The organism is Candidatus Rhabdochlamydia porcellionis, from assembly GCF_015356815.2.
Taxonomy (GTDB): Bacteria; Chlamydiota; Chlamydiia; order Chlamydiales; family Rhabdochlamydiaceae; genus Rhabdochlamydia; species Rhabdochlamydia porcellionis.
Genome location: NZ_CP075585.1, coordinates 1,239,039 through 1,261,497, shown reverse-complemented (window position 1 = coordinate 1,261,497; position 22,459 = coordinate 1,239,039). Strand labels below are relative to the sequence as shown.

Annotated in this window: 17 protein-coding genes and 2 rRNA genes; 10 read left to right on the top strand and 9 right to left on the bottom strand. The window is 35.8% G+C overall.

Going from position 1 to position 22,459, the window contains the following annotated elements:
- Positions 1-112: 112 nt before the first annotated feature.
- From RHAB15C_RS05905 to RHAB15C_RS05885, 6 genes are all read left to right on the top strand, one after another.
- Positions 113-3,054 (top strand): 23S ribosomal RNA (locus tag RHAB15C_RS05905).
- A 130-nt stretch (positions 3,055-3,184) separates the two neighbouring features.
- Positions 3,185-3,299, top strand: a 5S ribosomal RNA gene (rrf, locus tag RHAB15C_RS05900).
- 88 nt (positions 3,300-3,387) lie between these two features.
- Complete coding sequence (locus RHAB15C_RS05895; RefSeq protein WP_194845283.1) at positions 3,388-4,200, top strand: hypothetical protein; 813 nt, start codon at positions 3,388-3,390, stop codon at positions 4,198-4,200.
- A 226-nt stretch (positions 4,201-4,426) separates the two neighbouring features.
- A complete protein-coding gene (gene ispG / locus RHAB15C_RS05890) occupies positions 4,427-6,373 on the top strand; it encodes a (E)-4-hydroxy-3-methylbut-2-enyl-diphosphate synthase (RefSeq protein WP_194845282.1) in 1,947 nt (648 codons plus the stop codon).
- Between the two features lie 188 nt (positions 6,374-6,561).
- Positions 6,562-6,696, top strand: a complete 135-nt coding sequence (locus RHAB15C_RS07370) for a hypothetical protein (RefSeq protein WP_281422350.1) — start codon at positions 6,562-6,564, stop codon at positions 6,694-6,696.
- Between the two features lie 127 nt (positions 6,697-6,823).
- Entirely contained in the window at positions 6,824-7,450 is a 627-nt protein-coding gene (locus RHAB15C_RS05885) for a hypothetical protein (protein WP_194845281.1), read from the top strand.
- Here the strand turns inward: RHAB15C_RS05885 and RHAB15C_RS05880 are convergent.
- The 6 genes from RHAB15C_RS05880 to RHAB15C_RS05855 all read right to left on the bottom strand — a co-directional run bounded on the left by RHAB15C_RS05880 (position 7,408) and on the right by RHAB15C_RS05855 (position 12,677).
- Positions 7,408-8,655, bottom strand: a complete 1,248-nt coding sequence (locus RHAB15C_RS05880) for a BaiN/RdsA family NAD(P)/FAD-dependent oxidoreductase (protein ID WP_194845280.1) — start codon at positions 8,653-8,655, stop codon at positions 7,408-7,410. The two genes, RHAB15C_RS05885 and RHAB15C_RS05880, sit on opposite strands and share 43 nt — an antisense overlap.
- 6 nt (positions 8,656-8,661) lie before the next feature.
- On the bottom strand, positions 8,662-8,859 hold the full coding sequence (locus tag RHAB15C_RS05875) for a YgaP family membrane protein (protein WP_194845279.1): 198 nt from the start codon (positions 8,857-8,859) through the stop codon (positions 8,662-8,664).
- The gene (locus RHAB15C_RS05870; protein ID WP_194845278.1) at positions 8,856-9,329 is read right to left on the bottom strand and encodes a hypothetical protein; all 474 of its coding nucleotides are present in this window, start codon (positions 9,327-9,329) and stop codon (positions 8,856-8,858) included. The genes RHAB15C_RS05875 and RHAB15C_RS05870 overlap by 4 nt, the downstream gene beginning before the upstream one ends.
- A gap of 17 nt (positions 9,330-9,346) precedes the next feature.
- Positions 9,347-11,113: an ABC-F family ATP-binding cassette domain-containing protein gene (locus RHAB15C_RS05865; protein ID WP_194845277.1), complete on the bottom strand. Its 1,767-nt coding sequence runs from the start codon at positions 11,111-11,113 to the stop codon at positions 9,347-9,349.
- Positions 11,114-11,206: 93 nt separating this feature from the next.
- Complete coding sequence (locus RHAB15C_RS05860; protein ID WP_194845276.1) at positions 11,207-11,566, bottom strand: RNA recognition motif domain-containing protein; 360 nt, start codon at positions 11,564-11,566, stop codon at positions 11,207-11,209.
- Positions 11,567-11,807: 241 nt separating this feature from the next.
- Complete coding sequence (locus tag RHAB15C_RS05855; protein WP_194845275.1) at positions 11,808-12,677, bottom strand: aminotransferase class IV; 870 nt, start codon at positions 12,675-12,677, stop codon at positions 11,808-11,810.
- Positions 12,678-12,852: 175 nt separating this feature from the next.
- On the opposite strand from RHAB15C_RS05855, the gene RHAB15C_RS05850 reads away from it, so the two are divergent.
- From RHAB15C_RS05850 to yajC, 3 genes are all read left to right on the top strand, one after another.
- Entirely contained in the window at positions 12,853-13,122 is a 270-nt protein-coding gene (locus RHAB15C_RS05850; protein WP_194845274.1) for a histone, read from the top strand.
- A gap of 62 nt (positions 13,123-13,184) precedes the next feature.
- Positions 13,185-14,558, top strand: a complete 1,374-nt coding sequence (rlmD, locus tag RHAB15C_RS05845) for a 23S rRNA (uracil(1939)-C(5))-methyltransferase RlmD (protein ID WP_194845273.1) — start codon at positions 13,185-13,187, stop codon at positions 14,556-14,558.
- An 80-nt stretch (positions 14,559-14,638) separates the two neighbouring features.
- A complete protein-coding gene (gene yajC / locus RHAB15C_RS05840; RefSeq protein WP_194845272.1) occupies positions 14,639-15,019 on the top strand; it encodes a preprotein translocase subunit YajC in 381 nt (126 codons plus the stop codon).
- A 41-nt stretch (positions 15,020-15,060) separates the two neighbouring features.
- On the opposite strand, the gene RHAB15C_RS05835 is transcribed toward yajC, so the two are convergent.
- A complete protein-coding gene (locus RHAB15C_RS05835) occupies positions 15,061-17,778 on the bottom strand; it encodes a coiled-coil domain-containing protein (protein ID WP_220716037.1) in 2,718 nt (905 codons plus the stop codon).
- 153 nt (positions 17,779-17,931) lie between these two features.
- Here RHAB15C_RS05835 and RHAB15C_RS05830 point away from each other — a divergent pair, with 153 nt between their 5' ends.
- On the top strand, positions 17,932-19,104 hold the full coding sequence (locus RHAB15C_RS05830; RefSeq protein WP_194845270.1) for a purple acid phosphatase family protein: 1,173 nt from the start codon (positions 17,932-17,934) through the stop codon (positions 19,102-19,104).
- A 9-nt stretch (positions 19,105-19,113) separates the two neighbouring features.
- Here RHAB15C_RS05830 and htpG read toward each other — a convergent pair whose 3' ends face one another.
- Positions 19,114-20,940: a molecular chaperone HtpG gene (gene htpG, locus RHAB15C_RS05825; protein WP_194845269.1), complete on the bottom strand. Its 1,827-nt coding sequence runs from the start codon at positions 20,938-20,940 to the stop codon at positions 19,114-19,116.
- Positions 20,940-22,355, bottom strand: a complete 1,416-nt coding sequence (locus RHAB15C_RS05820) for a sodium-dependent transporter (RefSeq protein WP_194845268.1) — start codon at positions 22,353-22,355, stop codon at positions 20,940-20,942. Before RHAB15C_RS05820 ends, htpG begins: the two co-directional genes overlap by 1 nt.
- Positions 22,356-22,459 lie beyond the last annotated feature (104 nt).

The following is a 22,459-nucleotide window of genomic DNA, read 5'->3' as shown; positions in this document are numbered from 1 at the left end:
AAAGTATTAAAGTGGAAAAGATTTCACTGATGTAAATTGGCGCTTGAGAATGAAAAGAAGAAGAAACGGCGAAGAAAAGGAAGCTCAAAAATTAGCAGCAAAAAAGTTTTGTAATCAAGCTGCTAAGGGCTGTTGGTGGATGCCTTGGCATCGAAAGGCGAAGAAGGACGTGTAACCTGCGAAAAGCTTCGGGGAGTCGGAAAAGGCGTAGAACCGAAGGTATCCGAATGGGGGAACCCGATAGAGAAGCCCTCTATCATCTTTAAATGAATACATAGTTTAAAGAAGCAAGACCTGCTGAAGTGACACATCTCAGTAAGCAGAGGAAAAGAAATCTAGAAGAGATTCCCATAGTAGCGGCGAGCGAAGTGGGAAGAGCCCAAACCAGGAATTAATTTCTGGGGTTGTAGGGCCTATTATAAAGCGAAATCGAGTTTAGCAAAATGGTATGGAAAGGCCAACGAAACAGGGTGAGAGTCCCGTATGCGAAAGATGAGATAAGCGAGATAGGTACCTGAGTAGGACCGGGCACGGGAAATCCGGTCTGAAGCAGGGGGGACCACCCTCCAAGGCTAAATACTAAAACGATGACCGATAGCGAACAAGTACCGCGAGGGAAAGGTGAAAAGAACCCCTGTTAGGGGAGTGAAATAGAAACTGAAACCAGCAGCTTACAAACGGTCGAAGGCCTATGCACCGTAAGGTGAATGGCTGACGGCGTGCCTTTTGCATGATGAGCCAGCGAGTTAAGCTACATGGCAAGGTTAAAGAACAAACGTTCTGGAGCCGAAGCGAAAGCGAGTGTGAATAGCGCGTATAGTCGTGTGGCTTAGACACGAAACCAAGTGATCTATCCATGACCAGGATGAAGTTCGGGTAAAACCGATTGGAGGTCCGAACCAGTGTCTGTTGAAAAAGACTTGGATGAGTTGTGGATAGGGGTGAAAGGCCAATCAAACTTGGAGATATCTTGTTCTCTTCGAAATAACTTTAGGGTTAACCTCGGGAATACCGACTTGGGGGTAGAGCACTGAATCCACAAGGGAGGCTACCGCCTTACCAAAGGGAATCAAACTCCGAATACCAAGAAGGAATCCGGGAGATAGACTGTGTGGGATAAGCTACATAGTCAAAAGGGGAACAGCCCAGATCGCCGATTAAGGCCCCAAATTCTATGCTAAGTGAGTAAGGAAGTGAAGTTTCAAAGACAGTTGGGATGTTGGCTTAGAGGCAGCCATCATTTAAAGAGTGCGTAACAGCTCACCAATCGAGAAACTTTGCGCCGATAATAGACGGGACTAAAGTATAGAGCCGAAATCGCGGGTGTATCGATAAGATATGCGGTAGGAGAGCGTAGTATGTGCGGAGAAGATATACCGTGAGGAGTGTTGGAGCGCATACTAGTGAAGATGCATGGCATGAGTAAACGATAAAAGAGGTGAAAATCCTCTTCGCCGAAAACCTAAGGTTTCCAGGGTAAAGTTCGTCTTCCCTGGGTTAGCCGGCCCCTAAGCTCAGGCTGAAAAGCGTAGGCGATGGGAAGCAGGTTAAATATTCCTGCGCCGCTAAAGAGCAATGGTGAAGAGATGACGGAGTAAGTTAAGCGTGCGGACGATTGGATGTCCGTGGAGCTGTGAGGAGGGTCTGAAGGGAAGTCCACAGACAAAAATCTAGGCAGAGCCCAAGGGGAACTGAAAGGGGAACCGATGACGTAGCACGATGCTTCCAAGAAATAGTTTCTAACCGTAATTTAGCGACCGTACCAAAACCGACACAGGTGGGTGGGATGAATATTCTCAGGCGCGCGAGACAACTCTCGTTAAGGAACTCTGCAAATTACCCTCGTAACTTCGGGAGAAGAGGGGCCAGAGTTCGTAATATTCTTCGCGAATAGAAGCGAAAGCTGGTCGAAGAGAAATGGCCCAGGCGACTGTTTAACAAAAACACAGCACTATGCAAAGTCGTCTAAGACGACGTATATGGTGTGAAGCCTGCCCAATGCCAAAAGGTCAAAAGGAGATGTCAGTTGAGCAATCGACAAAGCATTGAATTAAAGCCCTGGTGAATGGCGGCCGTAACTATAACGGTCCTAAGGTAGCGAAATTCCTTGTCGGGTAAGTTCCGACCTGCACGAATGGCCTAACGATCTGGGCACTGTCTCAACGAGAGACTCGGTGAAATTGTAGTAGCGGTGAAGATGCCGTTTACCCGCAACAAGACGGAAAGACCCCGTGAACCTTTACTATACTCTGATATTGGCTTTTGACTTTTCATGTGTAGGATAACCGGAAGACGTAGAAGTTGGCTCGTTAGGGCAAATGGAGTCGACCTTGAAATACCGGTCTTGAAAGGTTGAAAATCTAACGATATTCCGTGAAACCGGAAGTTGGACATTGTCAGACGGGTAGTTTGACTGGGGCGGTATCCTCCTAAAGAGTAACGGAGGAGTTCAAAGCTTCCCTCATCGTGGTTGGCAATCACGAATAGAGCGTAAAGGTATAAGGGAGGTTAACTGCGAGACCAACAAGTCGAGCAGATACGAAAGTAGGACTTAGTGATCCGGCGGTAGAAAGTGGAATCGCCGTCGCTTAACGGATAAAAGGTACTCCGGGGATAACAGGCTTATCGCCACCAAGAGTTCATATCGACGTGGCGGTTTGGCACCTCGATGTCGACTCATCGCATCCTGGGGCTGTAGAAGGTCCCAAGGGTTTGGCTGTTCGCCAATTAAAGCGGTACGCGAGTTGGGTTCAAAACGTCGTGAGACAGTTTGGTCCCTATCTGTTGTGGGCGTAGGATATTTGAGAAGAGCTGCTTCTAGTACGAGAGGACCGAAGTGGACGAACCAATGGTGTGCCGGTTGTACTGCCAAGTGCATAGCCGGGTAGCTATGTTCGGAAAGGATAAGCGTTGAAAGCATCTAAACGCCAAGCCTCCTTCAAGATAAGATATCCCAATGAGACTCCCTGAAGATGACAGGGTTGATAGGTTGGATGTGTAAGCATAGTAATGTGTTGAGCTAACCAATACTAATAGGTCCATTGGCTTGATTACTTTTTTTTCATCATCACTATTTTCCTTAAAATAAGGAGAATACTGAAGATGCAGCTAAAAAGCTGTTTTGGAAACTAACAAACTCAAGCGTCAATTTGCATTAGTGAGAGGAATCTGACAAAAATTTAGTCTTGGTGGCAATAGAGAAGAGGAAATACCTGATCCCATCCCGAACTCAGAAGTCAAGCTCTTCATCGCCGATGGTATTATACGCAAGAGTATGGGAGAGTAGGTCGCCGCCAAGTTTTTTTCTATCCACCCTAGTTAGTTAGACCTAACTAGGGTTTTTTTTATGTCTAAAAAAAAGGATTTTAAATTAGAGTGAGAGGAGTTATGGCAGCTATTAGTCCATTCGATCAAAATTTAAAAATAGAATTTTTTTCTAAAGATCAGGAATCAGAAAATCTTCAAAGTTGTATACAACACTGCAATCTTCAGCTTAAAAATGAACAAAGATCTTGGGTAAAAATAGTTTATGATAACAAGATAACTGTGATTACTCTTGTGGCCTCTTCTGTAATTACATGTATTGGATTAAATAGTTTACTTTCTGTGTCTATGGTAGCTCTTCCTCTTGTTCTTATTCCTATACTTTATGCAACATATAAATTCTCTTCATTACAAAGTGAAGCAAGCAATAGATTAACAAAAACGCAGAATGTTTTTTGTAATGTTTTTTATAAACATGCCGGAGAAGACGATACTTTTTTGCAAGAATTCAAGGATTCACCTAGAAAGATTTTTTCTTTGTTTCCAAACAAAAAAGTAGATGAAATCATTGGAAAATATGGTAATGATAAAGGTTTAGGATCTTTAACAAAAATAATATTTAGTCAGGCAGTAAAAGATCAAAGACATCTGGATAAAATCAGTGGTTATCAAACTACATTTCATATGGGGTCTATTGCTATTTTTTTAATAGCTCTAAATATCGACCAATTCTTTACCCCTTATTCTTTCTTAGTTTCTAAACCATTTCTTATAACTTCGATATTGTTTACTACTGGTATTATTGGTGGATTTGCAACGTTTAATTACATAAAGTATTGGAATGATCCTAAAATAGGAAAAGATATCTTTAAAGAAAATCTTAAACATCTTAATGATGTATTAGATATCTCTCAAGAATATCGCGCTTACGTATAGGGTTTAAAGACAAGAGAAGACCTTTTAACAGATTCTCCTTATTGCTTTAATAGTTTTTATTCTTAAATTATAAATCATTTTTTTACATCTAATTTTTAACTTAAAAAGTTTAAATCTTGCACTAGAAGTGGATTAGTGTAAGAATAATAACTCTTTTAAACCTTTTAGAGACTAAAACGGTTTTCTCTATAAAGTTTTAAGAAAAAATTATATAGGCATAAAAGCTATGATTAAGTATTGCGAATCCACTTGTAAAACAAAGAGAAGGAAAACACGTGAAGTTATGATTGGTAAGGTCGGAGTTGGAGGAAACAATCCTATACGTATCCAATCCATGACCACCTCCAATACACGTGATATTGAAGCTACTATAAATCAGATTATTCGACTTGCTGATGCAGGGTGTGAAATTGCTAGAGTAACAGTTCAAGGAATGAAAGAAGCTAATGCCTGCGAGGAGATTAAAAATGGACTTCTTCAGCGTGGATATACAATTCCTATTGTTGCAGATATACATTTTTTCCCTCCTGCTGCGATGCGTGTTGTTGATTTTGTTGATAAGGTACGGGTAAATCCTGGTAATTATGTAGATAGAAGAGCTTCATTTAAAACGATTGAATACGATGATGCCTCTTATGCAAAAGAAATAGAAAAAATCGAAGAAAAATTTACTCCTCTTGTGGAAAAATGCAAATCTTTGAAAAGAGCAATGCGTATAGGTACAAATCATGGCTCTTTGTCTGATCGTATTATGAATCGTTATGGAGACACACCACAAGGAATGGTGGAATCAGCACTGGAATTTGCTAGAGTATGTCGTAAGAATGATTATCACGATTTTATGTTTTCGATGAAGTCATCTAATCCACAGGTAATGATTTTAGCCTATCGTCTTTTAGTTGCTGAAATGATGGCTTTAGGATGGGACTATCCGCTGCATTTAGGGGTTACAGAAGCAGGGGAAGGAGAAGATGGTCGAGTTAAATCAGCTATGGGAATTGGCTCTCTTCTTTTAGACGGTATCGGAGAAACCATTCGTGTTTCTCTAACAGAAGAGCCTTGGTATGAAATTGATCCCTGTCAACGTCTTATTGCATTGGCTGCTGAATATGAAAAAAAACAGGGGATACCTCCTTTTGAAGAAACTTATCGTAATCTTGAAAAGATAGAGCGGCGCCTAATTAATTTACCAAGAAATATTTCTTTGCATAAGGATGGAACAGTCCTTATTAGTGTAAATAAAAGCGATGTAGAAGATTGTGGTTTTTACAAGAAGTTAGGATGTGATGTTCAATTAAGCTTTCCTAAACTTAAAAGAGCTAGTTCTGATTGTATTGTTTTAGATAGAGATGTTGATTTTAATACTCCTGCTCTCAAGAATTTGCAAGAAATGGGAATGAGCGTGTTTTCCTATAATCCCATTGAGGGCGGAGTTAAGCTTATTTCTTTGTCAGAAGTTAAGAAAAATTCACCTAACTTCGATAAATTAGCGCTTATGCCTTCTTCATTAGCTGTTATAATAAAAGACGAATTCTCGATAGAATGGGAAAATCTTTTAGAAATGCAACCAGAGCTTATTGTTTTAGCTCCAGAAGATAATCGCCTACATTACTGCAGACAATTTTTTAATTGGCTTCAAATGCAAAAGCTACAAACTCCTGTGATTTTGCATTTTAATTACAGCTGTACGCAAGAAGACCTTATTATTCAATCCTCTACAGAACTAGGAGCTCTTCTTTGTGATGGCCTAGGAGACGGAATTTGGCTAAAGGGCCCGTATGAGATCGGTTTCTTAAGGAATTTAAGCTTTATTATTTTGCAATCTGCAAGAATGCGTACTTTCAAAACCAATTTTATTTCTTGTCCAAGTTGTGGTAGAACGCTTTTTGATCTTCAAGATGTTTCTAAGCGTATCCGTGCGCGAACTTCCCATCTTCCTGGTGTGAAAATTGCTATTATGGGTTGTATTGTAAATGGTCCAGGAGAAATGGTAGATGCAGATTTTGGTTATGTTGGATCCAAACCGGGAAAGATCGATCTTTATCTCGGGAAAACCTGCGTGGAGAAAGATATTGATTTTGCTAATGCTGATGATCGTCTAATTGAACTTATAAAGAAGCAGGGACGATGGGTAGATCCAGAGATAACACAAGAAACAACATGGGTTTTGTAAAAGAGAGAATACTATGAGTGTAACAATACAGGGTAAAGATTCATTGATTCAAGAAATTTACTAGCGAGTTTTTGAAAGTATTAAAAAATCTTGGAAATTTACCTGCTATAAAAAATATCCCTAGAATAAAAGAAGAAAACGACAAAGATAGAAGGTCTTATACAGTGCTTTTGTAAGTAATTTTTGTTATGAAAGCAACCCAGGCAAATGATTCAAAAACGACTGTTTTTGGTCTTTGGTTTGGAGAGTTTGAATCTTCTATTCCTGTTTATGAAAAGATGTTTGAAGTTGAGAAATTCATTGTTAATTATAGTCTGCTTTAAGTCTTAGTAAATTACTCATGTAAAAATAATAATTAATTTAAACAAACTTATTAATAAATGAAAAAAGTGTTGCTGTATTACTATATAGAAATTAGGATGAACTTATCTTAAGTTAAAAGGTTTAATTATGTTTTCTATAGAAAAATCTCTTTCTCAACAAATTAGGAATTGTTTACAAAAAACAAATAACCTGTTTACTCAATTGTATTTGAAAAATATTTGGGAGACTACAGTAAACAATGAAACTCTTTTTAAGAAACCATTAGCTTTTATTTGTTATTTCAAGAAAAGAAAACAGTTACTTAAAAAATCAAAAAAAACAAATAAAATATTTTTATTTTCTATAAAAATGATCATTTGTGCAGCTCATGAAAGATGGCCTTTAAGCGTAAATCCTGATTACATATACAAAAGTTTACTTATGTCAGGCAAACAACTGAGTAAAGAAGAATTTTATGAAGTTCTTAGAGAAAAAGAAGAGAACTATCAAAGAGAAGCTGCTCTATTTCTTAAAGCTTTAAAGACTCATTTTTTTTATTTAGTTCCTCAAAGAGAACGTAATAATCCACAATTAAGAAAGGTATTTTTCGATGCAGTATTGTATTTTTTACAAGACCCTAAGATGCAAGAAGTAGCTATTAAGAGATCTACAAGAAAATCAAAAACTTCCTGGTTATCTGCTCATAAGATGAAAGATATTAAAGAAATATTCTATGAAGAATCAGAAATCAACTCTTTTGAAGATGCGGCTTGAAGAGAAGATTTTCCTGCAATGTAACCTGTTGTCCAAGCATTTTGAAAATTAAATCCACCTGTGATCCCATCAATATCAAGAATTTCTCCTGCAAAAAAAAGCCGAGAGCATATTTTACTTTGCATTGTTTTAAAATTTACTTCTTTTAAAGTGACTCCTCCACAAGTGACAAATTCTTGCTTATGGAGTGTTTTCCCCTCAATCTGGTAACAATCTTTAGTAAGTTTCTGAGCAAGATTTTTTAAGTGTTGCAAAGAAATTTCTGTAAAGAGTTGTTTATAAGAAATGTCCAATATTTCTAAAAAGGCCTTCCATAGATTTTTAGGTAAATCAAATAAATTTTCTTGTAAAAGTGTTTTATGGGGAAAGCGTGTCTTTGCTTCTTGTAATTTAGCAAAAACTTCTTCTTTGGAAAGAGTTACCCAATTAATCATTAACTGAGTTTGATAGTTCTGTTCATGTAAATATTTGGATCCCCAAGCAGATAGTTTTAAAATAGCAGGGCCGCTAAAACCAAAATGTGTAATTAAAATAGCGCCTTCTTGAATGAGTTTTGTTCCTAGAATTTGCAGACGAACAGAAGGAATAGAGACTCCACTTAAATCTTTTAAGGAAGAAGAGGGAACATTAAAGGTAAATAGTGAAGGAACTGGCTTTTGAATAGTATGACCTAACTGTTCTGCCCATCTATAACCTTGAGAGTTGCTACCTGTAGCTAGTAGAAGATTTGTGGTTTGATAGATCTCTTTTTTTTTTGTGTAAATGGTAAAATTAGAGGTCTTATTTTCGATTATCTCAACATGTTCTGTTAGCTTAATGATTACTGATAATTTATGAGCTTCTTGTAATAAGGTCTGAATGATTGTTTCCGATTGGTCTGTTTGAGGAAAAATACGACCATCAGCCTCTGTTTTAAAAAGTACTCCTTTAGATGCAAACCATTTTATTGTATCAGCTGGTCCAAAAACATGAAAAGGACCAAGAAGTTCTTTTTCTCCTCTAGGATAATTTTTAATCAGTTGTTTGGGCTCAAAGCAAGCATGCGTTACATTGCATCTTCCTCCTCCGGAAATGCGTACCTTTGTAAGTAAAACGGCATTTTTTTCAAGTAGGAGAATATTTGCTGTTGGATAAGTTAGCTTAGCATTAATGGCTGCAAAAATACCAGAAGCTCCTCCTCCTAGAATAATCAAATCATAGAGCATAAGAGATTATTTTTTATGATTGATAGGACAGCTGTTTTTCCCTAAAATCTGATATAAAATACACCAACTAAAAAGAGCTTCTAGTAGAGTGAATACACCAAATATTAACAAAAGCCAACTGCTTTTCCAAATGGAGCAGGCTATGAGAATAAATGCTAACCCTAAGCGAATGAGTCGATCTTTAGATCCTATATTTTTTTTCATGCTTTTCTTTGAATATGTTGATGATGCAATAGATCTTTTAATTTTTTAACAGTCATAGGAGAACCTCTGTTAGGAACAATGTTTATAGAATGATACAACTGTTTTACAAAGAGACTTCTATTAAAGCGATTAATATAAAGTGCCTGGTGAGGTTTTAGGTTAAATATTTTTGCAATTTCTGCTAAGGTTTTTCCTGCATTTTTTGCTTCTTTAACACGATTTTTTATATCTGAGGTATACTTTTTAAAATTTTTGATTTTTACCAAAGATGTTTTACTGATTATGCTATATATTCTATCAATGCTTAAATCTAATTCTTTAGAAATTTGTTGTATGGAAATTTTATCTTTAAATTGTTGTATGGCTTTTTTTTCTAGAGAGTTGAAAGATAAATCAAGCGGCTGATTAACGATGCCATTCTCTAGTTTTATAGGAAGAGGTGATGAATAGCAGGGATAAGGAATAGACATATATATTATCTCCAGATTTATTCTTTCTGTTCAAGTGTTTGCCAGCATAGGTAGAGTTGTTCAACTTGGTTTTCCTTTAGGCCAATTGTTGTGCAAATCTCTGTAAGATCATTTGTGTCTGTTGTTGTTTCTAACAACTGATGAAACTGTTTAATTTCTTCTTCTAAAACTGCAATTTTTTTTTCAATTTGCTGATATTCTTTTTGCTTTAAATAAGGGAGTTTTGGTTTAGAAATAGAGGATTGTTTGTTTTCTTTAGATTTAAGAGGCGTGTTTTTTTGGGCTGCTTGCCATTGAATGTAATCTGGATACAGGGTGGTTTGATTAAAGTCTCCTAAACTAAGTAAGCAATTACAAACCCGGTTCAGCATACAACGATCATGAGTGATTAATACAATAGCTCCAGGAAAGTCAATTAAACTCTCTTCTAAGCTTTCTAATGTGGGAATGTCTAGATCATTAGTTGGTTCATCTAATAAAAGAATATCTGCTTGCTTGAGCATAAGATGTGCAATAGAGATTCGTGCTTTTTCTCCACCAGAAAGAGAGCCAACAGGCATATTTAATAAATCAGGTGAGAATAAAAATCGCTTGCACCACCCATTTACATGGATCGATTGTCCTTGAAATGAAATATAATCTCCATCAGGAGAAAGAGCTTCTTTGAGAGTAATATGGTTAGGAATTTGTGTTTTATGTTGATCGAAATATATGATTTTAATCTCATCGGCTTCTTTAATAGTTCCAAGATCAGGAAGAAGCTCTTTGGCAAGAATACGTAGAAGCGTTGTTTTTCCAGAACCATTAGGTCCCATTAAGCCAATGCGAGTTTTAGGGCTCAAAGTAAAGTTCACATGCTCAAAAAGAGTTTTATCTCCCATTTTTTTAGAGAGGTTTTTTGCTACAAGCAGTTTATTCGTCTCTCTTTGAGTTGCAGAAAAACAAATATCTGTTTTTTTTTGACGGTTTCTATCTTGAACAAGAGTTAAATTTTGGAACACTTCTTTTGCTGTATTTATTCTTGATTGGGCTTTTGTTGTGCGTGCCTTAGGAGTTTGACGTAACCAACTTTCTTCTCTACGTGCTTTAGAAGCCAATGAGCGCTCTTGTTGAATTTGACCTTGTAGAAATTGCTCTTTTTTCTCTAAGAAATTAGCATAAGAGCCGTCGATGGAAAGTATTCCTTTAGGATAAGCAGAATTGATTTCTATTAATCGATTGACTACGTTTTGTAAAAAATATCGGTCATGACTAACCAAAATATAAGAAGAAATTTCTTTAATAAGAAGTTTTTCTAACCAGAGAATCCCTTCAAGATCTAAATGATTTGTCGGTTCATCAAGGAGTAAAAGATCAGGGGATAAAATCAACTGTTGAACTAAGCTAAGTCTTTTTTTCCAACCTCCTGAGAGCAAGGCTGCTGTTTCTGGATGTTTTTTGTTAAACTCCATTTTACTAAGCCAGGTTTTTACAAGTAGTTGTTTATTATAGTCTGTAAGATTTTCTTTTGCTAAAGCATCCATTAAAACTTGCTCAACAGGAATTGAGGGAAATTCGCAAGATTGTGGAACATAACCAATTTTTAACCCCTTTTTAGGAATAACTTCTCCAGAATCGGGGTTTTCTATCCCTGTTAAAATTTTCAAAAAAGTGGACTTCCCAGAACCATTGGGGCCAATGAGTCCTAAGCGATCTTTAGTAAAAACGCTAATGGATAGATCGGTAAATAGAATCTTAGTCCCAAATGATTTAGAAAGAGACTGGGAATTTAAAAGAAGGGTCATGATAAAACTTAAGAAAAATATGTATTATCTAGATCGGAAAAAGAAAAAGCCAAGAACTCAAGAGTTCTTGGCTTAAAAAACTTAAAATACAAATTAACCGCGATCACGACGAGTACGGAAAGAGCGATCATTACCGAAAGAACGACCACCACCTGCTCGATCATCTCGGCGAGAGAAATTGGTTTTTTGTTCAGGACGTGCTTCGTTTACAATCAGAGTGCGCCCCTCGTATAAAGATCCGTTTAATGCTTCTGCAGCGCGTTGAGCATCTTCAGCGTTTTCCATTTCAACAAAACCAAAGCCTTTTGAGGCATCACCATTGGATCTATCTACTACAATGCGAGCAGAAACGATAGTGCCATATGGAGCAAAAAGGTTATGTAACTCTTCTTCAGATGTTTTAAAAGGTAGGCTGCCTACATACAGCTTTTTTTTGTTATTTGATTCGTTCATAAATTCTCCAAGAATACATACAAATCGCTAAAATAAGTTTAACGATATTAAAAATTAACACTGAAGTTGATTCGCGGAATCTAAAGCGCCGGCTAAAAAACGGGACGCGGGTGACAACACACGGGACCAACACGAAAGTGTGGTGAAAAAAAACTCCTAAAATTAGGGCTTGCTCACTAAAACCTAGTATAACGTAAAAGAAAATTCTCTGTCCATATTAAACAATAAAAAATCAATCAATTTATTTATTTACAGTATGCCTTGGAATAGATAAAGCTGTCCATTTAGGCTGTTGGGTATATTTTTTAAAGGCTTGGATCAGCTCTTTTGTTTTTATTCCCACTTTTCCTGTTCCAATCGGATGATGATCGATTTTAACAATAGGCATAATTTCTTTATTACTAGAGGTTATAAAGGCTTCATCGACTGTAGGTAGTTCTTTATAAGTAATAGGAAAAAATTTAATAGGGAACTTGGAAGCTGCTAGTTTAAGAATAATCTCACGAGTAATGCCAAGCAATATTTCATCAGAGTTACAGGTGTATAATGTGTTTTTTTTAAAACAGAAGAAATTACTAGTAGTTGCTTCTAGTAATTCTCGGTCTTGATTTAAATAAATAGCTTCTTTTGCCTCATGGTTTGCATGTAGGGTGACGATTGCTGGAATATATTGGGTTGTTTTTAGTTTCGGAAAACTGCGTGCTAAAGAAGTAGTAATTGCAGAAACCCCCTTTATATAAAAGCGTTTAGGATACTTGGTTAGAGCAAAGACAAGAACAATTAGAGAAGCTGCTTGAGGAGTAAATTGATCAGGACTAATTCCTCCTGTTACAATGATTTTAATCCCTGCTTCTTCTAAGTGATTTAATTCGATTAGAGAATCGATAATTCTTGCAATTTCTGCTAAGCTACAAGGGATTTTTAACCCTAAGTTTTCAGCAGAATAGTTTAATCTTTCGAGATGATCCCAAAGATGAAAAGGGCGTTTCTTATAAGTGCGTAAATAATCAAAAACACCAAATCCTCTTAGAATAGAGAGATCAAAAACAGAAAGCTTGGCTTCGCTTTCTGGCACATAGCTACCATTTATATAATAAATAGATTGGTTCATGAGGTTTAAGCTTTTTTAGATTAGCTTAACAAAGTCTTTCTTCTTAGTAAAGCTGTTTGGTTTTTTTGTAATATATAAACATATATGTAAAAATAGTTGCACAATTTCTAAAAACAGTTTATGAATCGTGAATGTAAAATAAACTTGAAAATGGGCTATCCTTAAGGAGGAAGTTATGGCATTAAAAGAGACAATCCAAAGATTATTACATCAAATTGCTGACATTCGGCATGATTTGGAAAAAGCAATGGAGGGGAACAAAGCAGCAGCTCAAAGAGCAAGAACTAATACAATTAGATTTTCTAAAACATCTAAGGTATTTCGTAAAGAGTCTGTGGCTGCTGCAAGATCTGGAATGAAAAAAGCAGCTAGAGCAGAAAAAGCAAAGAGCACAAAAAGAGCTCCTGTCAAGAAGAAAGCGCCAGCTCGCAAGAAAAAAAGATAAGAATTTGCTAAAGGTTAATTTTTTTTCTCGTTATGATTTTACATTCATAAAAGAGAAAAAAAATGAAAGAAAGCGTTTGTTTCATTCAAAGATTCCATAAAAAAGGCTATGGAACAGGAAAAAGTCCTGGTTTTTCAAAGTCGCTTCACGTTATAGGTGGAGTTATTGGGGATGAGTTAGTTGTTGAAATCAAAACAAAACAACGCGCTTTCATCAAACAGATTACCTACTTGTCGCCCTATAGAACAGCTCCTAAGTGTTCTCATGTTCCCTCTTGCGGAGGATGTAGTTGGCAGCAGGTAGATTATTTGTTTCAATTAGAGCAGAAACAGCAACGAGTCCATGAGTTATTTGCTTCTTTTATCAAAGAGGAGTTTCCGCTTAAATCGATTCTTAGCTGCGATCAGATTTGGCGATATCGCAATAAGATGGAGTTTAGTTTTTCCCAAGATCGATCTGGGCAACAATTCTTAGGACTCATCTTAGCTGGTAGCAGAGGTCATGTATTTAATCTACAAGAATGTTGGTTGGTATCTGCATGGTTTTCATCAGTTGTTATTCAGGTGAGGCTATGGTGGAAACAAAGCGGTCTTGATGCTTATCGTTTAGATAATACAGGGTCTTTACGAACATTAATTGTACGGCAATCCCTAAATACATCTGATAAACTTGTGATGCTTACTGTTTCCGGTAGGCCAGAATATGCTTTAAATAAGCAGCAGATCCAGCAGTTTATTCAAGCGATCCTGCTTACAGCCTCTGAACCAGAAAGAATCAGTATCTTTTTGCGTATTCAGCAAGCAATCAAAGGGCAGCCCACTCAGTTTTTTGAAATGCATTTACATGGTCCAGATCATATGTTAGAGAGGCTTAACGTGGATGGTAAAGTTTTAACTTTTAAGATTAGCCCCACTTCTTTTTTTCAACCCAATCCGAAGCAAGCAGAAAAGTTGTTTTCCTCTGCGCTTCAAGCTATACAAGGTCCTAAAAAACATATTCTTGATCTCTATGCAGGAACTGCTACTTTATCCATTGTTTTTGCTAAAATAGCTGATAGGGTGACCGCTATAGAGCTAAATCCTCATGCTGTATTTGATGCTAAAGTGAATAAAGAATTAAATCATATTGAGAATCTTGAAATCATCTGTGGGGATGTAGGGCAAAAAGTACAGGAATTAAAAAACGATCCTGGCTTTATTCCTCCAGATTTGGTCATTGTTGATCCTCCTCGCACAGGATTAGATAACAAGACCATTGAATCTCTCTTAGAATTACGGGCTCAAGAAATTATTTACATTTCTTGCAATCCAACCACTCAAGCAAACGATATTCAATTGCTTATGCAAAAAGGATACCAATTAATATTACTTCAACCAGTAGATCAATTTCCTCATACAGTACACATTGAAATAATTGCTCTATTAAGACTTTTTTGAAGACTTTGAATTTTTCTTGATTTATCCAAGATACTTGGGCATTCTAGGACAAAAATATCTCAAATGATAAGGATAGAGTTATGAATAAAACATCTAAATTTACCATTCCAGCTCTTTGTGTAACAAGCTCTGTATTTGCTGATACAGAAGCTACTGGTGGTAATAGCAACTTAATGCAAATGCTATTTATGATTGGATTTGCTGTTATTTTTTTCTATTTTATTATCTGGCGCCCTGACCAAAAACGCCGTAAACAAATGGAACAAATGAGAAGCTCCATTGCTAAAGGAGATCGTGTTACTGTTATGGGAATCCTTGGTACAATAGATAAAGTAGAAAAAGATACCGTGATTTTATCCCTTTATCAAGGAGGAAAAATGGAAGTGTTGAAAAACGCCATTACCGATATTCAACCTTCTATTGCCAAAGAGAAAGAAATAGAATCTACAGAAGTTAAATAAGAAATTTAACTATGAAAGACAGAAAAGAGCTTTTTCTGTCTTTATGATCCTAGGTAAGAATCTTCGTTATACTCGTCTGAACTAGCACTTTCTTCAGAAGATACAAAATCTTCTTCTTCAGAGCTTACTAAGTCTAGTAAAGCTTTGTATTCAGTTGTATTATTATTGAAGGCTTCTTCCATTAGGCCCACTATGCTTTGACCTACGTCCTCAGTAATGGATCCTGCTCTTATATAGTCTGTTAAAACCTGAGCTAAAGTGAAGCATGTATTTTTTTTTTGCTGTTGCAAGTTAGCTATCTTTGTGTTTATATGCTCCATTTTCTCTAAAACATTTTCATTATATAGATCTTTTAATTTTTCTAGCTGATCTTGATGAGTTTTTTCTAGTTCGGCTCGTGCTCTTTTTTCTAATGATAATTTTTCTTGTATTTTTTCTAATTCTTCTAAAAGATCGTTATTTTCTTCTGAAGAAAGGCTTATTTCTTTTTGTTGTTCTTTAAAGATGTATTGAGCTTTTTGTAGATCTTTTAACTGCGATTCTGATTTATTTAATCGAGATTCTAGGAATTTTTTTTCTTCTTCTAAGTCTTCAATGGCTTTTGTTTTTTTAGATAATTCTAATGTTAAATCCTTATTAGATTTTTCTGTTTTTTCTATTTTTCTAGTAGTGTTGTATACAATAGGTCTAATATCTTCGAGTTCTTCTCGAAGGTATTTTATTTCTGCTTGTAAAGTAGTTATTTCTGTGGCTGTTTCGAAACTTTCTTCTTGTAGTACTTTTGGAGTTAAAGTGTAATAATCAGAGGTAGGGATTAATAGATTTTCTGGAATAGCATTATTCTCTAGAAGAGAAAGATTTTGTTCCATTTTGTTTTTTTCTTCTTCTATGATAGTTTCTATTAATTCTACCTTACTACTTATTGTTGGTATGGCAGCTGTTTCTAATATGCTTACTATTTCTTTTTCGTCTCTCAGCTGGTTTTGTAATGCTTGGTGCACTTCTGATAAACTCTGAATTTCTTTATTTAGCTCGAAAATTTTCTCATTTTTATCAGAAAGTTTTACTTGTAAATTAGCTCTATCATTTTGTAGCATCTCTAATTGAGACTGTAGTTGATAAATAGTCTCATCTGTAGGTAAGTTTTGAATTTTTTGTTCTAAAGTTGCAATTTGCGCCTCTTTAGAAAGAAGGTTTTCTTGTAAAGTTGCATTTGAGCTTTTTAAACCTTTGCTAGATTTAGTAAGTTTTTCCAGTTGAGAAATAAAGCCATCTTGCTGTGATTGTAAATTAGCTTTTTCATTCTGTAATGTCTCTAATTGAGACTGTAGTTGATAAAGAGCCTCATCTGTAGGTAAGTTTTGAATTTTTTGTTCTAAAGTTGCAATTTGCGCCTCTTTAGAAAGAAGGTTTTCTTGTAGAGTTGCATTTGAGCTTTCTAAGACTTTGCTAGCTTTAGTAAGTTTTTCCAGTTGAGAAATAAAGCCATCTTGCTGTGATTGTAAATTAGCTTTTTCATTCTGTAATGTCTCTAATTGAGACTGTAGTTGATAAATAGTCTCATCTGTAGGTAAGTTTTGAATTTTTTGTTCTAAAGTTGCAATTTGCGCCTCTTTAGAAAGAAGGTTTTCTTGTAGAGTTGCATTTGAGCTTTCTAAGACTTTGCTAGCTTTAGTAAGTTTTTCCAGTTGAGAAATAAAGCCATCTTGCTGTGATTGTAAATTAGCTTTTTCATTCTGTAATGTCTCTAATTGAGACTGTAGTTGATAAAGAGCCTCATCTGTAGGTAAGTTTTGAATTTTTTGTTCTAAAGTTGCAATTTGCGCCTCTTTAGAAAGAAGGTTTTCTTGTAGAGTTGCATTTGCGATCTCTAAATCATCTTTTTCTTTTTGTAGATTAGATAATTCCTTAAGGCCTTCTTTTAGATCTACAAGCTCTTCTAAGGATGTATTTTCTTTTGATTTAAAAGCCATTTCCTTAATTCCAGTATCTTGGATAACAGATAGATTTTGTGGAATAGTATTAGAGGTTTGATTTAAATTTCTAGATAAAAGGTCTAGTAATGCTCTGTAAATATCCTGTTGGTTATCTACTAATTTATTAATCAGAGTATATTCTTCAGTATGAGGATAGGTAATGTTTTCTTGTTTAAGTGATAAATTGAGAATAGCTTGGTTTAAGAATACAAGCTGTTCTTTTATTACTTTTAGCTCTTCAGGATAAGGGTTTTTTTTATTTAGTTGGTTTTGTAGATCCTCTATTCTGGCGTGCAGTTGTTGTATTTGAGGGTTTGATAGAGTAGCATCAAAATAGATTTTAGAAGGTGCTTGTTCTTTGTTTGGTTGTGAAGGTATAAATAAGGGGTGGACTTTAGATTCCAATCTAGCAGAAGAATCAAGAGCAGAGGGTTTTTTAAGTAAAGAGTCTATTTTTTTAATAATTTTTTCTTTTCTTGTTTTCACTTCCTCAGAGAGTTCTAGGTCGTTTTTTGTATAAGGAGTATCTACTTTAGGATTGCTGGTATCTTTTTCTAACAACTGAATTGTAATCCCATCTTTTGTAAGATGGATGCGAAGTTTTGTGTCTTCAGTTGGGTCAAAATTAGGGATAAGAGCAAGAAATCCTTCCGTATTAAAAAGCTTTCTTACTTTTTTTACGATCCCTGCTTGTATTGCTTCTTGTAAGTCTTTAGGGCAGGATACGGAATACCCTTCCTGATTAAACATTTCTAAATTTGATATATTATGAATATTTATCATGATTTTTTCTTATTATTTTTATATTAAGTATGTTATTTATTTATATTTTATATGTTAAAGATAAATATATGTTAAAGATAGGCATGTAAAATTAACTATTTTTTACTTATGATAAATTAATAAATATGATAAGTCTTTTTAAAAAGAGGCCTTATGATTTTAATTACCAGTATTTTATGTTTTTTTTGTTTTTTCGATTTTTTCCCAAAAACACAACCTACGGTGTATCTATCCTGGGAAAATGATCCTGCCACGAGCATGGTCATACATTGGTATACAGAAAACAAAGAAGATCAAAAGATCAAATATCGCAAGCAAGGGGAAAGCACATGGTCTTACAAGCAAGGGACTTATGTTTGTTTGCAGTGCTTATCCTTACGGATTTATTCAGTAGAACTGGTTGATCTTGAGCCTAATACAGAGTACGAGTTTAGTGTTGGTGAGAAAATCTATCGATTTCGAAGCCTGCCTGTTGATTTAAGACGCTCTCTTTGTTTTGCTGTAGGAGGAGATGTTTATTACTATTTAGATTTAATGCGTAAAATGGCTTTGCAAATCGCAGCTAGGGCTCCTGATTTTGTGATAGTTGGAGGAGATATTGCTTACACTCGTGGAAGCAAACAGTTACTTAAACAAAAAGATTGGCAGGAAAAAAGATGGGTTACTTTTTTCAATACTTGGTCGGAGATAATGAAAACTCCTGATGGACGATTAATCCCGATTATTGGTGTATTGGGGAACCATGATGTTGAGCATGTAGGCCTAGAGGAAGAAATGGTTTATAAGTTTTTACCGGAAATAAAATCTTTTAAAGTGCTAGATATCGGTAATAACCTATCTCTTTTTTTGCTTGATACTGAGCATCGGTATCGAGTTAAAGCACAGGAGAAATGGCTAGAAAAAGAGTTAGAAAAAAGAGAGAAAAACGCCTATAAAATGGCGGTCTACCACGTTTCAGGATACCCTTCTGTTTACTCTGAAGAAGGAACCATTCCAAGAAGAGTTCGAAAGCATTGGCATCCTCATTTTGATCGTTATCATCTGCAAATAGCTTTTGAAAATCACAATCATGCTTATAAGAGAACTTATCCTTTAAAGAATGGAGAATACAATCCAGATGGAGTCATATATATGGGTGATGGCTCTTGGGGTGTTTGGACACGAACTCCTAGAGAGAAATGGTATTTAGAGAAAGCAGCAAAAGCCAACTCGGTGTGTTTAGTGCAAATAGATCAAGAAAAAGCTGTAGTGGATGCTTTAGATATAAAGGGAAGGGTGATTGATTCTGTGAAAATTAGGCCTCAAGGAGCAGGATTTGCTCCTTGAGAAGATTTTTTAAGGGTAGAAATCTGCCATTTTTTCCAATACGCGATTAGAGCGCAAAATAAAAGACGATAGAGCCTCTGGAGCTAGTTCTTTTTGAGAAAGTAAAGACAGTTCATAAATATGATGGATAAGTTCTTTAGCCAGTTCTGGTTCTTTTGTTTCTAATTGATAAGCTTTTTGCACGAGCTTATTATTAGTATTTACCACAAAAGTGTTCTTGGAAGGCAAATTGAAAGATTGTTTGGTTAAAGCCATTGTCTCACGCATCCTTCGCATATGCTCATCAATCACTAAAAGAGCTGGAACTGTGTCATTGATCAGACTTTTTGCTTCTACTTCAAGATTCTCTATTTGTAATTTAGAACGGATGAAATCTGCTATTTTAGCAGCTTCTGTACGCCCTTCTGTATCAAGTAGAATATGCTCTCTAGTTTTATCAACTATGGTTTCATCCAGTGCTCCATCAATTCTTTGAAAACTTATCTTATCTAATTTATTTTCTAAAAAACTCATAAGATGGTTATCAATCGGTGAAGGGGCATATAAAACCTCCATACCTTTTGCTTGATATAGATCAAGAATATGGCTATGAGAATGCTCTTGAGAAACGTAGAAAATCTTATTTTCATGAGAAGAACGATTGCGCTCTATATATTCTTCTACTGTTGTCCAATCTTTGTTTGTTTGCTGCCAAATGAGTAAGCTTTTAAGACGCTCATACCATTTATCATCTTGTAAAATCCCCAGTTTGATAATCCACTCAATATCCGGCCATGTTTGAATAAACTGCTCGCGATTAGCGTTATATAAAGAGAGGAGGCGATCGCTTACTTTTTTAGAGATATGTTGAGATAGCTGTCTTACCGTACGATCGACTTGCAAGGTGCTACGTGATACATTTAAGGGGATATCAGGACTGTCGATAGCTCCTCTTAGTACCATAAGGTAGTCGGGTAAAATGTCTTTACAGTTGTCTGATACATATACGCGATTACAAAAGAGCTTAATAGTATTTTGATTCCAGTCAAAGCGACCTGTAATTTTAGGAAAGTAAAGGATCCCTTTTAGATTAAAAGGATAATCTACATTTAGATGAATCCAAAAGATCGGATCTGGCTCTAGTGGATAGAGTTGGTGGTAGAAATCGATATACTCTTTATCTGTGCAGTCAGCAGAGCTTTTTAGCCAAAGAGGATCTTTAGCGTTGATTTGCTTACCATTTAGGTAAATAGGAATCGGCAAAAAGGCACAGTATTTTTGTAGAAGCGTGTTTATTTTTGTTTCTTCTAAAAACTCTTCTGCTTCTGAAGACACATATAATGTAATCGTAGTTCCTCTAGATGTCCTAGTTCCTTGTCCTAGTTCATAAGAAGAAGAACCATCACAAGACCAAAGCGCTGGTTCTGCTTCTGGAACGTAAGACAGAGAATCAATATTAACCTTATCCGCAACCATATAGGCGGAATAAAATCCAAGGCCAAAATGTCCAATGATCTGATCTTGTTCTTTTTCGGTTTTATATTTGCTTAAAAATTCTTTTGCTCCCGAAAAAGCAAGCTGTGCAATATACTTTTCTATTTCTTCTGCACTCATACCAAGACCAGTATCGCTAAAAGTCAGAGTCTTTTTCTCTTTGTCGATTGTTAGATCAATCCGAAAGGAGCTATCTTCAACAGAGAGTTCTTCGTGATCTTTTAACACTTTGCATTTATGAATAGCATCACAGCTATTAGAAACAAGCTCTCGAAGAAAAATTTCTTTGTCCGAATAGAGCCACTGTTTAATGATCGGTAGGATATTTTCTGTATCAATTTTTAAATTACCATGTTTTTTCATTATATACCTCCTTTAATCGTATTAGATGGAATATGACAATAGTTTGAAAACAAATTAATATCAATTAATTTAGCTTCTTCTAAAATGATCAGCAAGATTGCGATAGGTGCTAACCATCTCATCATAAAAAACCATATATACATTATTTTACTAAGTCTTGAACCTTTGAGAAACTCTTCATATATGGTTTGGCGTCGCATTACCCAACCAATAAAAAGAGTGGTGAATAAAGCGCTAAAAAGAAGCATCCAATTACCTGTTACATAATCTAGAGTTTCAAAAAATGTCTGACCATACATACTTTTCCAATTGGCAAAGAGAGAGCTTGATCCAGATAAAGCAGAAGGAATAGAAAATAGGAAAACCGTAGAAGAGGAAATGATAACAGCTTTGATCCTTTGCCACTTAAATAACTCCATGAGATTAGCTACTAATACTTCAAATAGAGAAATAGATGAGGTAAAAGAGGTAAAAACCAATAAAACAAAGAAAATTGTTGAAATAACCAAGCTTCCTGGGAGCTTAGCAAAGAGAATAGGTAAGGTTTTAAATACTAGTCCAGCTCCTGCTTGTGGTTGTATTCCAAAAGTAAAGATAATGGGGAAGATCATCATAGCAGACATAAGAGACACTAAAACCGTCATACTGCTGACAATCAACCCGGTTTTTGCAATATTTTCAGAGGGCGACATATAGCTGCCATAGGTTAGGATAATACCTAACCCAACACTTAAGGTGAAAAATGACATGCCAAGAGCATGAAGCACACTAGAAGCAGAAAATGTGGAACAATCAGGGTAGAAGACAAAACGAAAAGCCTGTCCAAATCCATCTAGCGTTGTGCTGAAGATAAAAAGACTTACTAAGATACACATGAGAGCAGGGGTAAGCATGCGGCTCCAGTATTCGATCCCTTTTCGGACTCCACCACATACAACCCCAACGTTACATATCACAAAAATAAAGGCCCAAAATAGATTAATATCGCCAGATGCCTGTAATGTATCAAATACCGCTCTTATCTGTTCTGGGTTTTTTCCCTCTGTAAAATGAGTAAGAGATAAAAAGATGTAGTTAACACACCAGCCTGAAACTACGCAATAATAAGAAAGAATCAAAAAAGTAGTTAATACGGTTAGCCATCCTAATAATTTCCATTTGGGAGATTCATTGCTTAGTTTAGAAAAAGCTCCTACTGCACTTAGTTGAGAGGAACGCCCGATTATAAGTTCTCCAATAAACACAGGGAGAGCAATGAAGAAGGTAAACACTAGGTAAAGTAGAACGAATAAGCCTCCTCCATTTTGCCCTGTCACATAAGGGAAACGCCAGAGGCTACCAAGACCAATTGCTGATCCGGCTGTAGCTAAAATAAAGCCAATTTTTGAGCCCCAATGTTCTCGCATTTGTTTCATATTCTTCCTGTATGTATTTTTTGAAATAAAGGGAATAATTATCTCTTTTCATAGATTAGACGTCAAGTATTGAGGCTAATTGATTAAATCGGCTATTTTAAAAA

Bases quoted from the DNA above. Each gene is read 5' to 3' on its own strand.
- RHAB15C_RS05895 (WP_194845283.1), top strand. From the start codon at position 3,388: ATGGCAGCTATTAGTCCATTCGATCAAAATTTAAAAATAGAATTTTTT.
- ispG (WP_194845282.1), top strand. From the start codon at position 4,427: ATGATTAAGTATTGCGAATCCACTTGTAAAACAAAGAGAAGGAAAACA.
- RHAB15C_RS07370 (WP_281422350.1), top strand. From the start codon at position 6,562: ATGAAAGCAACCCAGGCAAATGATTCAAAAACGACTGTTTTTGGTCTT.
- RHAB15C_RS05885 (WP_194845281.1), top strand. From the start codon at position 6,824: ATGTTTTCTATAGAAAAATCTCTTTCTCAACAAATTAGGAATTGTTTA.
- RHAB15C_RS05880 (WP_194845280.1), bottom strand. From the start codon at position 8,655: ATGCTCTATGATTTGATTATTCTAGGAGGAGGAGCTTCTGGTATTTTT.
- RHAB15C_RS05875 (WP_194845279.1), bottom strand. From the start codon at position 8,859: ATGAAAAAAAATATAGGATCTAAAGATCGACTCATTCGCTTAGGGTTA.
- RHAB15C_RS05870 (WP_194845278.1), bottom strand. From the start codon at position 9,329: ATGTCTATTCCTTATCCCTGCTATTCATCACCTCTTCCTATAAAACTA.
- RHAB15C_RS05865 (WP_194845277.1), bottom strand. From the start codon at position 11,113: ATGACCCTTCTTTTAAATTCCCAGTCTCTTTCTAAATCATTTGGGACT.
- RHAB15C_RS05860 (WP_194845276.1), bottom strand. From the start codon at position 11,566: ATGAACGAATCAAATAACAAAAAAAAGCTGTATGTAGGCAGCCTACCT.
- RHAB15C_RS05855 (WP_194845275.1), bottom strand. From the start codon at position 12,677: ATGAACCAATCTATTTATTATATAAATGGTAGCTATGTGCCAGAAAGC.
- RHAB15C_RS05850 (WP_194845274.1), top strand. From the start codon at position 12,853: ATGGCATTAAAAGAGACAATCCAAAGATTATTACATCAAATTGCTGAC.
- rlmD (WP_194845273.1), top strand. From the start codon at position 13,185: ATGAAAGAAAGCGTTTGTTTCATTCAAAGATTCCATAAAAAAGGCTAT.
- yajC (WP_194845272.1), top strand. From the start codon at position 14,639: ATGAATAAAACATCTAAATTTACCATTCCAGCTCTTTGTGTAACAAGC.
- RHAB15C_RS05835 (WP_220716037.1), bottom strand. From the start codon at position 17,778: ATGATAAATATTCATAATATATCAAATTTAGAAATGTTTAATCAGGAA.
- RHAB15C_RS05830 (WP_194845270.1), top strand. From the start codon at position 17,932: ATGATTTTAATTACCAGTATTTTATGTTTTTTTTGTTTTTTCGATTTT.
- htpG (WP_194845269.1), bottom strand. From the start codon at position 20,940: ATGAAAAAACATGGTAATTTAAAAATTGATACAGAAAATATCCTACCG.
- RHAB15C_RS05820 (WP_194845268.1), bottom strand. From the start codon at position 22,355: ATGAAACAAATGCGAGAACATTGGGGCTCAAAAATTGGCTTTATTTTA.